This window comes from Chryseobacterium cucumeris, from assembly GCF_016775705.1.
GTDB lineage: Bacteria > Bacteroidota > Bacteroidia > Flavobacteriales > Weeksellaceae > Chryseobacterium > Chryseobacterium cupriresistens.
On the sequence record NZ_CP068760.1, the window covers coordinates 4,387,270 to 4,401,684 of the forward strand.

Below are 14,415 nucleotides of genomic sequence, written 5' to 3' on the forward strand. Positions count from 1 at the left end.
GAAGCTACTATATTTTTGAATACATTTGTACAAAATAAAAATTTAAAAATGAACACACCATCAGAATTAAAGTACACGAAAGATCACGAATGGATCAAGATCGAAGGTAACGTTGCTACAATCGGTATTACAGACTTCGCACAGGGAGAACTTGGAGATATCGTTTACGTTGATGTAGATACTGTAGATGATGATCTTAATGGAGGAGACGTTTTCGGAAGTGTAGAAGCAGTAAAAACTGTTTCAGACCTGTTCTTACCTATTTCAGGAAAAGTTATCGAGTTTAATTCAGAATTAGAAGATCAGCCTGAACTGTTAAATACAGATCCTTATGGAGACGGATGGATCATCAAATTGGAAATTGCTGATGGAGCAGATCAGTCAGAGTTACTTTCTGCAGATGATTACAAAGCGATCATTGGATAAGATTTCAAAAATATTTAGTAAGATACTGCCCATTTATTGGGCATTTCTTACTTATATGCTTCTCAAGCCGGGAGAAGAAAACCATGAATATTGGTTCATGTTCAGCGGTATCGACAAGGTTTTGCATGTAAGCATATTCGCAGCACTGGGTTTCTCTTTCATTGCTGCTTTTCCCAAAATAAAATTCTCATACTTTGTCCAGATCATCCTTATTTATGCTTTCCTTACAGAAATCCTGCAGGAAGAAATGGGACTGGGAAGATCGATGGAAACTTTAGATATCGTAGCAGATACCATTGGATGCTTATTAGGATATTATACCTATAAGTTATTAATCAAGCGTTTCTTTTAACACGCCTTTCAAATCATCACGATTTTATATCCATTTTTTATTCTCTCTTCACCAGTACATTTAAGCTTTTTCATCCTCCAACTTTCCAACTCTCGAACTTTTTTCAGGAGCTATTTCCTGCTATCCATTCATACTCCTCGCGCCGAGGCTTTCCCACGCTGTCACCCTGAGCGAAGCCGAAGGGTCCCCCCACCAAAAAACCACCCACCCTCCGAAGCAAGCTGCGGTGTAACCATTACTATCAGGGCTAGGGTAGGAGTCGTTAATGATAAGTGGTGAATGATGAATGATGAGGTTCGGGTTATTGTGTTGCGAGTTTCGGGTTTTTAGGTAGAAAAGGAATATTGGTTTTAATTTTCATATTGCTGATTTCTATGGAAACTGGTTATTGAGTATCAATCTCTATTCCCCTTGTGTTATTCCTCAGGAATCCCAACTTCTTTACGAGAGTCTTAAAAGAAGCAAAATGCCAATATAATGTCTAAGGCCTTTTAGCCGTTAGTATTAGCCATGTCATACTGAGCTGAACCGAAGCATTGTAATTAATTACGGGTGTAGGAGCTAAACCTTATTACTCTATATAATATATAAATATACTCTTTAGCATTTCCATCCTTCCCATTCTATTATAATATAAATGTATACAATAAAGCAGGCCCCTCTTATCTGTGTAAATCTGCGAGATCTGTGGGCAATGATCATCCCCATACATAAAAAACAACAATCTCCCTTCATTATATAATATATAATCTTCCATCAATAGGAGCGGACTATAATCGTGAGCTTAATCGAAGAAAGCTTATAGTCTGGTCTCTACTATATAATATATACCCTATTTAATCCTTCCACACCTCAAACCCTCGCATCCCGCACCCCGAATTATACCTCTCTCCCCCTCAAACACTCCCACGCTCCCACGCTCTCCCCCCCCCCCCGACTTTCCAAACAAAAATTTATAAATTTTTCCCCTGCCTTTCTGGTCTTTATAAATAAAAAATCCTTTAATGTAAAATTTTTGTTAAAAAAAATTATTTTGTTTTTTAAGAAGTGAGGACATTTCTAAAGCACAATATACTTCCTGAGTTATTTAGCCAAAACTGTTCTCTCACCCCTTTTGCTTTGTATGTAAATTTATTCTTTTGCAAACATAGGAGCCAAAACTTAAAATATTTTCTAACATAAGTGATTAAATTTTAAAGCCGTATCTTTACGTCACCAAACAAAATATTACAATATGTCATTTATAACACCAGAAGGAGCCAGGAAGGCTCAGCTATCCCTATCTGAAAGAGCACCCGTTGCTCATTCCATTCTCTCTGGGGAAGAGAATATTTCGAAATACAACAGTGGAGTATGTCATGATGTGGTTGCCTATGCATTGTATATGCGTGGTGCCAGGATAAGTCCTACTCAGCTTGCCGAATCTGCAGGACAAAAATGGTTAACCTTATTCAATTATCCTGCTGGAGAAAAATGGGACGGATACACACCCATTCCGGCAGGGAAGGCCATTGGTTTTTACAGGCTTATTGATAAAACATTCTTTCACTCAGCAATTACTACAGGAAACGGAAATGAAATCAGATCTGTGAACGGATTTTCATTAGGATCGGCATGGACAGTACCTGTGGATATGAAATGGGTATTGGGCAAAAAGAATTCTGACGGAACCTTCAATTATGATGGTACCAAGATAGAAGTCTATATTTCTTCTTTATAACAGAATTTATATTTCAGTACAACAAAAGGCAGATCAGCATATTCGCTTTTCTGCCTTTTTCTTTTTCAGGCATCAGCACATTTCGGGCATATCCCGCTGATAATAAAATTATATTCCTGTGCAATAAAATGTTCCGGCAGACTGATTTCCGGAATAGCATTTTCAATACACGTAACGGAATGACATTCCTTACAGTTGAAATGAACATGATTATGAAAATGCTGTTCATGGGTACATTTTCCACTGCACTTTGCAAAATTCACTACACCATCAATATTGACGATCTTGTGTATCGCACCTTCGTTTTCAAGCCTTTCCAGAACCCTGTAGATGGTTACTCTGTTGCACAGATCTCCAAGTTTCTTCTGAATATCAGAATGGGTAAGGGCAACATCCGAACTATTAATAAGGTTTAAAATTTCAGTTTTGGCGTGAGTATTTCTGACCTGTTTCATATTTTAATGCAACAAAGTTGCGTTATTTGAATTTTTATTTCTACTTTTGCAACAAAGTTACGATAAGAAAAATTAATCCATACTATTATGAAATCAAAAATTCTTGATGCTGTAGGAATCTCCGCTGCTGTTTTATGCCTGATTCATTGTATTGTCTTTCCACTGCTATTAATTGTTCCATTGGGAATCTCCCATAATCCTTATATTGACCTGGTTTTCCTTTTTATAGGAACCGTTGTGGTATTGAGAATAACAAAGAAAATGGAAAACCGGTGGCTGAAGTTTCAGTTCTGGATATCATTAAGCCTTATTTTCATTTCTATATTGACAGATTTTCTGTTTGAAGTTCATCTTCCTCTGATCTATATCGGAGCTGTCGGTTTGATTACAGGTCATATCATCAATTTTAAAAATCATAAACATTAAAACATGACTAAGAAACTTCCTGTAACGGTACTCAGCGGCTTTCTGGGAGCGGGTAAAACGACATTATTGAATCATATTCTACACAACAAACAAGGTTTGAAAGTAGCTGTGATAGTGAACGATATGAGCGAAATTAATATCGACGCACGCCTGGTTGAAAATCAAAACACGCTTTCAAGAACAGAAGAAAAGCTTGTTGAAATGAGTAACGGATGCATCTGCTGTACACTTCGTGAAGATCTTATGGTAGAAGTAGAACGTCTTGCCAGTGAAAACCGTTTTGATTATCTCCTTATCGAAAGTACGGGAATCAGTGAACCGATTCCTGTAGCTCAAACCTTTACTTATATTGATGAAGAGAGCGGAATAGATCTTTCCCGTTTCAGTTATGTAGATACAATGGTAACGGTTGTAGATTGTTTTAATTTCATGAAAGATTTTGGATCTAATGAACTACTGATGGACCGCGATCTTACTGATATGGAAGGCGACTACAGAACGATTGTTAATCTTCTGACCGATCAGATTGAATTTGCCAACGTGATTATTTTAAACAAAACAGATCTTATCAATACTGAGACACTTGGCTTTTTAAAAGCAGCAATCAGGAAGTTAAATCCGGAGGCGACCCTTTTACAATCAGAGTTTGGAAAAATTGATCCTCAAAAGATTTTGAATACACAGCTTTTTGATTTCGAAAAAGCACAGTCATCCGCTGGCTGGCAAAAAGAGTTACAGGCTGATCATCACACCCCGGAAACTGAAGAATATGGAATAAGTTCACTGGTTTTCAGAGATAAAAAGCCCTTCCATCCCATAAGACTCTGGGAATATCTGAATCATCATTATCCGGAAGGAACCATCAGAGCAAAAGGTCTGTTCTGGCTGGCTTCAAGACCTGATGATGCATTGAATTTCTCTCAGGCAGGAGGTTCTTTCAGGCTCGAAAAAGCAGGAGTCTGGTGGTGCAGCATGCCGATGAGCCACAGGATTCAGTATTCATCATTTTCAGACAATCAGAAGTTTATAGAAAGCAGATGGGATAAAAACTGGGGTGACAGGATCAATGAACTGGTGTTTATCGGGCAGAATCTGGACAAAGATCAGATGCTGGCAGATCTTCAGCAATGTCTTATTAATGAAAAAGAAAAGGAACAATTCGATAAGAAACGAAGTTTCGAGGATCCGTTCCCAAAGAATATTTAAAATTAACTTTTAATTAATGCAACAAAGTTACGATAAAGAATTAAATATAATAACTTTCGGCATTATTTCAAAAACAATATGGACAGAAGAAAATTTCTAAAAGGATCTGCAATACTTTCAGGATTATTAACCTTATCGCCATCTGATCTCTGGAGCTTCGGGAAGAATACCGAACTGCACCGGAAAGGAAAAGCTAAGAATATTATTTTTATGATCAGTGACGGGATGAGCCTTGGAACGCTTTCGATGGCAGATCTGTATTCACGGAATATTTTAGGAAAAGGAAGTAACTGGCTTAATCTGTATCATGATAAAAAGGTAACCCGTGCTTTGATGGACACCGCTTCAGCAAGTTCTGTTGTGACAGATTCTGCTGCCGCAAGTTCGGCCTTTGGAGGAGGAATCAGAGTGAAAAACGGAGTTTTAAACATCGGAGCTAATGGAGAGAAACATCTTCCGATATGGCAGCAATATAAAAAAGCAGGAAAAAAAGCAGGCTGCGTGACTACTGTAACCATTACTCATGCTACTCCTGCCGGATTCTGTGTAAATTCTTCGAAAAGAAATGCTGAACCTCAAATTGCTGAAATGTACGCCGAGCTTGAACTCGATGTGCTGCTAGGTGGTGGAGACGAATTTTTTAATCCCTCCAAAAGAGAAGACAAAAAAGACCTCTATTCTGTTTACAGCAAAAAAGGATACAGAATTCTGAAAACACAAAATGATTTGAAAGAAATCAAAGAAGGGGAGAAACTGCTAGGCATTTTCAATACAGGGGCATTGCCTTACAGCATCGACAGAGCTCATCTTCCGGAATATAAAAATACACCCACTCTTGCTGAAATGGCCGGTACTGCTATCCGTCAGATGAAAGATCATCCCGAAGGTTTTGTCCTTCAGATCGAGGCCGGAAAAGTAGACTGGTCTGCCCATGCCAATGACGTAGCGGCACTCATCCATGATCAGCTCGCATTTGATGAAGCGGTAAAAACAGTTATGGATTTTGCCGAAAAAGACGGAAATACTTTAGTCATCATCACTACAGACCATGGAAATGCTAATCCGGGAACTATTTACGGAGCAGAGGCTACTACGCATTTTAACAGCATTTCAGAATACAAATACACCAATGAATATATTCTGAACAAGATTAACAAAGATGATTCGGTAAAAGACATTAAAGACTGGATTTATGAGAGCAACAAGATTACTCTGAGTGACGATGAAGCTAAGCATATGCTAAGTTTCTACAACGGTCTTGAAAAAGAGGAAGCGGGACTTTATAATTACAAGAAACTGCCTTTTAAACTGTATTCAGAAATTCAGAAAAGCAGAAATTCCGTAGGATGGATCAGCATGGATCATTCCGGAGATTACGTGGAAGTCGCTGCTTACGGCCCCGGAAATGAACTTTTACAGCCGTTTATTAAAAATACAGACCTTCACGATCTGATGCTGAAGGCCTGTCTGGTTTAGACATTCATATTTTTTCATATTTAATTATTTGGGAGATACGAGGCGGATTGATTGTGTCCGCCTTGTTTTGTATCAACAGGGGTTTAGATTTCCCCCATTACAAACATATTTTCCATAGTAGGAACATTACTTCCACCTGCTTTTTCAAGTGTAATGGCAAAAGCCTGCGCTTTGGGAATATTGGCCAAAGCAATTTTGCTGTCTTTATCTTCAGTGTACATTCCGGCATTTACCGGTTTTCCATCTTCTATGGCCCAAAGCTGATACTGCATTCCTTCGGGAGCTTTAGGAAGTTTTTCCGCATTCAGATAGACTTCTTTTGTTTTTTTATCCCAGAAAACCATTGCTTTGGCGTCTGTGTGCTTCTCTACGCCCTTCAGCATAACCATCTGTATATCGGGATTGGAAATCATATCCATCTTTCGGTTCATTTTTTCCATAGCCTGATCCTTCTGCTTTTTATCAGCTATCATTAAAGCTATTTCTTTTTGACTGGCAGACTGGTTGTTCATCCAGAATACATTTCCTGCAACACTTACGAGGAACAATACAGAAGCTGCTATGGCATATGTTTTCCAGGGTGTATTTTTCCTGAAATCATTTCTTTCTGTAGTATTTTCTGTTTCTTTTTTTACTTCAGGAAGAACTGCCGGAAGAGCAGGAGTTATTTCTTCAACAACCTGTTCCTGCTGAATTTTGTTCCAGATCTTCGATTTCAAATCACTTGGAGGTATTACAGCCTGAGCTGTAGCAAGATGTTCCAAAGTCTTCTGTGCTTCTTCAAAAGCTTCTTTTACTTCAGCATTATTCTTCATCACACACTCCAAAATCCCTGCTTCCTCAGGAGAAGCATGGCCAAGAATATAAGATTCTATAATTCCGGATGATATGTATTCTTTAGTGTTCAATTTATTGATAATCTTTTAGCAAATCCTTTAATTTCATCAGCGCATTCCGCATTTTCGTTTTTACCGTTCCCAGCGGTATCTTCAGTTTTTCTGATATTTCATGTTGGGTATATCCCTGGTAATAAGCAAGGTCGATGAGCTCCTGTTTATCTGTTTCCAGACCTTCCAGCACGTTGTTAAATCCGATATAATCGGAAGAATGGTTAGTCGTTGAAAGCTCTGCAGTATTATATACGAAATCCGGAAGTGCTTGGTTTTTAAGCTCATTCTGGAAAGCTTTTGATTTTAAATAATCAATGGCTGTATTCCTGGCAATATTGATGATCCAGGTATAAAACCTCCCTTTGGAAGCATCATACTGATGGATAGAATTCCATATTTTAACAAAAACATCCTGAATCACTTCTTCGGTATATTCCTTAGACTGAACGATCCGAAGAATAATCCCGTACAACGCACCGGAATAGTGGTCATACAGATAATGAAAACCAGTTTCGTTTTTCTCTTTCAATAAAACGATAAGCTCCTCTTCAGAATAGGTTGTTTTAATAGCTTTTATTTTTTCTTTCCAAATGTAATAAAATAAAACACATAGACAATAAAATCTAACACATCTTTTATTTCGTACACAATTTTATATAAATCATTGAAAAATATTCAATATCAGAAATTCTACCTATAAAGCTATAGAATAATCCTATTGAGAATATCATTATTGTACCTCAGAATTGGTTTAAAAAACGGTTTTTAAAATTCGAAAGTATTATAAAATTACTACGGGGATAAAATTAACAAACTAAAAATCAATACATTAAAATAAATTTACTTTTTTTTCAATCTAAAATAAAACCAACCTCGTAAATGACATTAAAAGCACGAATTAAATATAATTAACAAAAAAATAACTACAATGAACACACAATCAAAAATCACAGTTCTAGCAATGGTAGCTCTATCATTTGCATTCAGTGGGAAGGTAACTGCACAAACGATGAAAGAAAAAACAGTAATGGTAGGGGGAGCTCCTATGTATCCTTCTAAGAACATTATTGAAAATGCAGTCAACTCAAAGGATCACAAAACCCTTGTCGCTGCGGTAAAAGCTGCCGGCCTGGTAGAAACATTACAGGGTGCGGGACCTTTTACAGTATTGGCACCTACAGATGCAGCCTTTGCCAAACTTCCGAAAGGTACCGTAGAAAACCTTGTAAAACCTGAAAATAAAGCGATGCTTACTTCTATTTTAACCTATCATGTTCTTCCGGGAAGATATAGCGCTAAAGAAATATGGGCCGCTGTAAAAGCAGGAAACGGAAAAAGCATGATGAAAACTGTACAGGGTGAAGATCTTACATTCTGGACAAAAGGTAAAAATCTTTACATAAAAGACGCAAAAGGAAACAGCGCCAAAGTAACGATTGCTGATGTGAACCAGTCTAATGGAGTGATTCATGTAATCGATACAGTATTGATGCCATAACAAATTCTAAGATTTCAGACAGCATATTCCAATGTGCTGTTTTTATCTCTTATTTATCCAACACTAAAAATAAATACTATGAAAAAAACAATTCAGGTTTCTAATCAGGGTGCAACCCTTGATACCAGCAGAAGAAGCTTTTTAAAACTAAGTGGAGTAGGATTGGCTATTGCAGGCCTTACCATCATCGGATGTAATGATGATGATGACTTCCAGATTATAGAAGAATCAAAGTACGATCTTGGAACCGGAGATGTAGGGGTATTAAATTATGCCTATGCTTTGGAACAGCTTGAAGCAGATTTTTATACAAAAGTGGTCAACAATTTTTATACAGGAATTTCCAGTATTGAAAAAGAGATTTTTACAGACCTCTATCATCATGAGGTGATTCACAGGGATTTTTTCAAAGTTGCCATTAGTGGTGCTACAGATCATGTGCTTCCCAAGCTTGAATTCCAGTATCCGAATGTGAATTTTAATGATAGAAATTCAGTACTGGCTACAGCAAAGGCACTGGAAGATACCGGTGTTGCAGCTTACAATGGAGCAGGAAAATACATTTCCAATCCGGCTTATCTCGTTATTGCCGGTAAAATAGTTTCTGTGGAAGCCAGACATGCTTCTGCCATCAGAAATTTAATCAATCCCGGATCTGCAGATTTTTCAGGAGATGATGTGATCGACGCCAACGGACTTGATCTTGCCAAAGAGCCGAAAGATATCGTAATGGCTGCCGGAGCATTTATCAAAACACCATTTACCTGGAAAGAAAGAGGAATCAACTAAACATCACCCTAAAAACTCACATTATGAATATTCTTAGATTACTGGATAAACTTTCTGATGATAAATTTTTCACCAAGGAAGCATCAAGATTAGAAACGATTACTGATATTTCATTATTCGGGAAAAAAGCAGCTACAGCAGCTGTACCCCTTGGTTTGGGTGCTATGATGGCCACTCCTGCCAAAGCAGAAACTACCAAAACAGCATTAACAGGTACTGCTTTAAAAAGTACACTTACAGATGCTTTACAACTAGCGCTGGTACTGGAATATCTTGAAAATGAATATTACAGCATAGGTTTGTCAACCCCGGGACTGATTCCCAATGGAGACCGAACTGTTTTTATGCAGATTTCGAAGCATGAATCGGCTCATGTAAGTTTTTTGAAAAGTACACTGACTTCTTTAGGAACAACTCCCGGAAATAAACCTATTTTTGACTTTACAGCCGGCGGAAACTTTATGCCTTTTACAGATTATAACCAGTTTCTTATCCTTGCGCAGGCTTTTGAAGATACCGGAGTGAGAGCTTACAAAGGGCAGGCAGGAAATGTGATGTCCAACAAAGTGGTTCTGCAGGCAGCGTTACAGATTCACTCCGTTGAAGCCAGACATGCCTCACAGGTAAGAAGAATGCGAGCGAATAAAGGATGGATTGAGCTTGCCAACGGAGGAAGTATGCCCTCCGCCACCAATCCGGTTTATGCAGGAGAAGAAAATACCAACCAGGCAGGTTATAATACCGGAACTTTATTTGGTGCCGCAGCAGGTTCTGCAGCCTACGACGAAATTTTAAGCGGTAGCGATGCACAAGCCATTGCTTCCCTGTTCATAGTATAGTTGTGATTTGGATGATGATAAGTGGTGAGTCCATTTCCGTATTTTCAGGGAATGGACTTTTTTCTAAATCAATCCTCAGGCCTTAAGAAAACACACAATCAATATCTTATATTCATCCCGATTCATCTTTTAAGTACCATATTCACTTATGGTGCTTTTATTTTCATAATGCTCGTTATTTCAATATAAATACAGAATTCACGTAAGCTAATTTAAAATAAATACACATATAGCTTTATTAACAAATTTACTGCAATACAATACAAAATTATTTTGTAATTTGGTTTACTTATTAAAATAATAATTTAAAGCGCTTAAAAATATTTAAAATATAAACTTTAAGGCCTTGATTATCATTTTTTAATAATCAAAAAAGAAAAGTCTCTAATTGTTGATATAATATATGAAGAAGTATCCAATTCCTGCGAATGAAGAAAGCCGAATGAAGAAACTGGAGTATTTTGGTCTTTTAAACCTTGAAAAAGACCCCCAGTTAGATATTTTCGCAGAAACAGCGTGTCTGGTGACAGACTGCCCGGCAGGGCTTATTGCCATGATGGAAAGCGAAACCCAGACTATCCAAAGCTGTGTGGGGCTTGCTCTTGATTTTGTAGACCGGAAGAATACTGTATGTCAATACTCTATCGCCAGTGGTGATATTGTTATTATCAACGATACTTTATTAGACGAAAGATCTTCTGATAATGCAATTATTCTGGCAGGTGGAATCCGGTTTTATGCGGGAGTTCCCCTGATTGATGATGAGGGATTTGTATTAGGAACACTCTGTGTTATCGACTACAAACCTAAAACAATTACAGATGATCAGATTTCAACTCTGAAAAAAATAGGAGAAGCAGTCACAAAAGTTCTCATGGGAAAAAGGAAAAATCTCCAGGCTGAGTATTTTCAGCAGACTTTTACCATTTCCAATAATCTGATCTGTGTTCTGGATAAGGATTTTGTGCTGAAGGATGTGAATCCGACTTTCGAGAGAGTGTTTCAATTAGATAAAGCAGAGGTTATTAATCAGAATTTCATGGATCTGATAGGGAATCACAATTCTCAGCTGCAAATGCTTTCCAAAAATCTTCCCGATACCAATGAAGAAGTTACATTTACGACTTCAACAAAGATAGATGATACTCAAACCATCATTATTGAATGGTATTTAAAGCTCAATCAAAATCACTCGGAGATTTTTTGTTTCGGAATCAATATCACCCAGCGTATAGAAGAAAAGGTTAAACTGGAAAGCTCTGAACGCCGCTTCAGAAGCTTCTTCGAAAACGCCATAGGATTGATGAGTATGCATGATATGGAAGGTAATATCATTGCTGTCAATGAAAAAGGAAGAGAAACCCTGCAATATTCTTCCGAAGAAGTAGAAAGATTGAATTTAAGAGACCTTGTTCCCCAAAAAAACTGGCACCTTCTCGAGCAATATCTCGAAAGAATCAATAAAAACGAGGAAGATTTCGGAACCATGATCCTGAAAACAAAAGGAGGTGAAGAAATGATCTGGATGTATCACAATCTTGTGGAAATCAACAAAGAAGGAAATCCTTATGTGGTAAGTACTGCCCTGAATGTTACTGAAAGAGTAAGTTTGGAAAAAGACCTTGTTCAAACCAAAAAGATGCTGGAACAGACAAGTGCTGTGGCACAGGTGGGTGGATGGGAAGTCAACCTGAAAAACAATACCGTTTTTTGGTCACAGTCTACCAGGGAAATCCATAAAATAGATAGAGATTTCCAGCCCGATTTTGAAAATGCACTGGGCTTTTACAGTGAAAAAAGTAGGGAAAAGCTGGAATTTTTATTCGAAAAGGCTGTAAAAGAAGGCGTTCCCTACGATGAAGAATTACAGCTTATACAGAATGACGGCGTGATGATCTGGGTAAGGGTAAAAGGGATCCCGGAATTTGAGGATGGAGTATGCACCAGAGTCTATGGAATCATTCAGAATATTGATACCTTCAAAAATATCTACCTTGAGCTGGCCAGGAAAGAGGCTATGCTGCAATCTTTTGTAAAATACGTACCTGCTACAGTAGCCATGTTTGACAAAGATCTCAATTATGTTTCTGTAAGCAGAAGCTGGAAAGATGAGTTTCAGATGAATGACATCAGGCTTATTGGTGAAAATATGTTTAAGATATCGCCCAATGTACCGGATGAAAGAATAAAAATATATCAGGATGCACTGGCCGGAAAGGCCTATAAGAATGAAGACATGGCCATAGAAATTCCTGGTAAAGAAATCATTCAGCATTACAGCGTAGAGGTGACACCATGGTATCTTTCCAATCATGTTATAGGAGGAATTATTGTTTCTGCCCAGAATATTACAGCCTCAGTAAGAATCAACAGAGAACTGAAAAATGCCAAGAAAATGGCAGATATTGCCAGTAAAGCAAAAACTGAATTCCTGGCCAACATGAGCCATGAAATCCGGACTCCGCTGAACGGGGTAATCGGTTTTTCCGACCTTCTTTTAAAAACTCCATTGAACGAGATACAGACTCAATATCTCCACTATATTAATGAATCAGGAGAAAATCTGTTGAATATCATCAATGACATCCTTGATTTTTCTAAGGTAGAATCCGGAAAAATGGATCTTATTGTGGAAAAAGCCAATATTTACGACATGGTAAGTCAGGTAATCAATGTTATCCTTTACCAGTCGCAGAAAAAAAATATAGAATTGCTGCTGAATATAGAACCGGGACTTCCTGAAACAATCTGGCTGGATGAATCAAGGCTGAAACAGATTTTGATCAATCTTCTTGGAAATGCCGTAAAATTTACAGAACAGGGAGAAATAGAACTTAAAGTAGAAAAACTGAATCTGGACAGCAAAAATATCACCCTGAGATTTTCCGTAAGAGACACCGGAATTGGTATTCCTAAGGAAAAACAGCAGCATATTTTCGATGCCTTTACCCAGGAAAACAGCTCGATCAGCAAACGCTATGGAGGAACAGGTCTCGGATTGACCATCTCCAATAATATTCTGAAATATATGGGAAGCAGCTTGTCATTGGTAAGCGAACTTCATAAAGGTTCTGTCTTCTATTTTGATATAGAGGTTCCTTATGAAATGTCCGACCGTCATGAAGATGAAGAGCTGCCAATCAATAAGGTTCTTATCGTAGATGACAATGAAGCCAACAGGATTATTATTCAGCACATGCTGGCTTATAAAAATATAGATTCAAAGCTGGCTGCCAATGGAATGGAGGCGCTTCAGATCTTACTTGCGGGAGAACGCTTTGATGTTATCCTGATGGATTACCATATGCCAATTATTTCCGGGCTGGAAACCATAGAAAAAATCAAAGACCTGTTTAATCAGCAGAATGAATCCTCACCTTTGATTATCCTTCATACCTCATCTGAAGAACATGATGTGATTAATTATTTCCGTCAGGAAAGCGATTCATACTTCCTGTTAAAACCTATTAAATCAGAAGAACTCTATAAAACATTAAGCCGGGCTGTGAAAAATACGGAAAAAGACGTAACCAGCATTTCACAGCAGGAAACCGAATCTTCCTTTTTGATGCAGTCACCACAGGTTTTACTCGTGGACGATAATCCGGTTAACATGGTTCTCAACCATAAAATGATAGGTTCATTGATTCCTGATGCGGAGCTTACAGAAGCTACGGATGGGCTCCAGGCATGGCAACTTTGTCAGGGAAAAAAATTCAATATCATTTTAATGGATGTCCAGATGCCGGTAATGGATGGTATTGAAGCTACAAAACAAATCCGTTTGCTTCCGGAATATTCTGATATCCCAATTATTGGCGTCACTGCCGGTAATGTGTTGGGAGAGAAGGAAAAGTGTCTGGATTCCGGGATGAATGACTTCCTTCCTAAACCTTTAAGACAAAATGATCTGCTGGAAATACTGAAAAAATACATTCCTGGTGAAAATAATGTTTCAGAGGAGAATAATGTTCTGGACGAGAATACCACAGATACAGAAAATGATCTTGATATAAATCTTCTGAACGAACAGATAGGTGATGATGATGAAGATTTTAGAAAAATATTCCTGGATCTTGTCATGCAACAGCTTACTCAGGCTGAAGAAGATATTAAAAAAAGCGCAGCTGAAAAAGACAGTACCAATCTGAAACTGATCCTTCATAAGCTCAAAGGAACAGCAGGAACAGCAGGATTGGTAACGCTTACAAAAAATGCGGCCAGCTGGGAGAGTAAAGCGGAACCCGACATAGATTTTATCTCCATGGAAAAAGAAATGATCCGGGAAATAACAAAAGGATTACAATTAATTAAAAATTTAATACAATAAAAAACCAA

13 protein-coding genes are annotated in these 14,415 nt (G+C 37.8%); 10 read left to right on the forward strand and 3 right to left on the reverse strand.

The annotated features are described in order from the left end of the window. Nucleotides 1-48: 48 nt before the first annotated feature. The 3 genes from gcvH (at nucleotide 49) to JNG87_RS19585 (ending at nucleotide 2,498) form a co-directional block, all read left to right on the forward strand. Nucleotides 49-426, forward strand: a complete 378-nt coding sequence (gcvH, locus tag JNG87_RS19575; RefSeq protein WP_047098621.1) for a glycine cleavage system protein GcvH — start codon at nucleotides 49-51, stop codon at nucleotides 424-426. A 25-nt stretch (nucleotides 427-451) separates the two neighbouring features. After that, the gene (locus JNG87_RS19580) at nucleotides 452-778 is read left to right on the forward strand and encodes a VanZ family protein (RefSeq protein ID WP_317193513.1); all 327 of its coding nucleotides are present in this window, start codon (nucleotides 452-454) and stop codon (nucleotides 776-778) included. A gap of 1,234 nt (nucleotides 779-2,012) precedes the next feature. Beyond that, nucleotides 2,013-2,498 carry a hypothetical protein gene (locus JNG87_RS19585; protein ID WP_034697952.1) on the forward strand — a complete coding sequence of 162 codons (486 nt, stop codon included), beginning with the start codon at nucleotides 2,013-2,015 and terminating at the stop codon, nucleotides 2,496-2,498. A 65-nt stretch (nucleotides 2,499-2,563) separates the two neighbouring features. Here the strand turns inward: JNG87_RS19585 and JNG87_RS19590 are convergent, their stop codons facing one another. Beyond that, complete coding sequence (locus tag JNG87_RS19590) at nucleotides 2,564-2,953, reverse strand: Fur family transcriptional regulator (protein WP_110011593.1); 390 nt, start codon at nucleotides 2,951-2,953, stop codon at nucleotides 2,564-2,566. Between the two features lie 87 nt (nucleotides 2,954-3,040). On the opposite strand from JNG87_RS19590, the gene JNG87_RS19595 reads away from it, so the two are divergent. The 3 genes from JNG87_RS19595 to JNG87_RS19605 all read left to right on the forward strand — a co-directional run bounded on the left by JNG87_RS19595 (nucleotide 3,041) and on the right by JNG87_RS19605 (nucleotide 6,061). Further along, nucleotides 3,041-3,379, forward strand: a complete 339-nt coding sequence (locus JNG87_RS19595; RefSeq protein ID WP_202840548.1) for a MerC domain-containing protein — start codon at nucleotides 3,041-3,043, stop codon at nucleotides 3,377-3,379. A 3-nt stretch (nucleotides 3,380-3,382) separates the two neighbouring features. Beyond that, on the forward strand, nucleotides 3,383-4,585 hold the full coding sequence (locus tag JNG87_RS19600) for a GTP-binding protein (RefSeq protein ID WP_202840550.1): 1,203 nt from the start codon (nucleotides 3,383-3,385) through the stop codon (nucleotides 4,583-4,585). Nucleotides 4,586-4,663: 78 nt separating this feature from the next. Further along, a complete protein-coding gene (locus tag JNG87_RS19605; RefSeq protein ID WP_202840551.1) occupies nucleotides 4,664-6,061 on the forward strand; it encodes an alkaline phosphatase in 1,398 nt (465 codons plus the stop codon). Nucleotides 6,062-6,144: 83 nt separating this feature from the next. Here JNG87_RS19605 and JNG87_RS19610 read toward each other — a convergent pair whose 3' ends face one another. Together JNG87_RS19610 and JNG87_RS19615 are read right to left on the reverse strand one after the other, a co-directional pair. Continuing rightward, complete coding sequence (locus tag JNG87_RS19610) at nucleotides 6,145-6,969, reverse strand: anti-sigma factor domain-containing protein (protein ID WP_202840554.1); 825 nt, start codon at nucleotides 6,967-6,969, stop codon at nucleotides 6,145-6,147. 1 nt (nucleotide 6,970) lies between these two features. After that, a complete protein-coding gene (locus JNG87_RS19615) occupies nucleotides 6,971-7,480 on the reverse strand; it encodes an RNA polymerase sigma factor (protein WP_228406587.1) in 510 nt (169 codons plus the stop codon). A 399-nt stretch (nucleotides 7,481-7,879) separates the two neighbouring features. Between JNG87_RS19615 and JNG87_RS19620 the strand changes: the two genes are divergently transcribed. The 4 genes from JNG87_RS19620 (at nucleotide 7,880) to JNG87_RS19635 (ending at nucleotide 14,407) form a co-directional block, all read left to right on the forward strand. Further along, the gene (locus JNG87_RS19620; RefSeq protein ID WP_110011588.1) at nucleotides 7,880-8,449 is read left to right on the forward strand and encodes a fasciclin domain-containing protein; all 570 of its coding nucleotides are present in this window, start codon (nucleotides 7,880-7,882) and stop codon (nucleotides 8,447-8,449) included. A 78-nt stretch (nucleotides 8,450-8,527) separates the two neighbouring features. Then, entirely contained in the window at nucleotides 8,528-9,238 is a 711-nt protein-coding gene (locus JNG87_RS19625; RefSeq protein ID WP_110011587.1) for a ferritin-like domain-containing protein, read from the forward strand. Nucleotides 9,239-9,261: 23 nt separating this feature from the next. Further along, entirely contained in the window at nucleotides 9,262-10,077 is an 816-nt protein-coding gene (locus JNG87_RS19630; RefSeq protein ID WP_137904970.1) for a ferritin-like domain-containing protein, read from the forward strand. 403 nt (nucleotides 10,078-10,480) lie between these two features. Next, nucleotides 10,481-14,407, forward strand: a complete 3,927-nt coding sequence (locus JNG87_RS19635) for a response regulator (RefSeq protein WP_202840556.1) — start codon at nucleotides 10,481-10,483, stop codon at nucleotides 14,405-14,407. Nucleotides 14,408-14,415 lie beyond the last annotated feature (8 nt).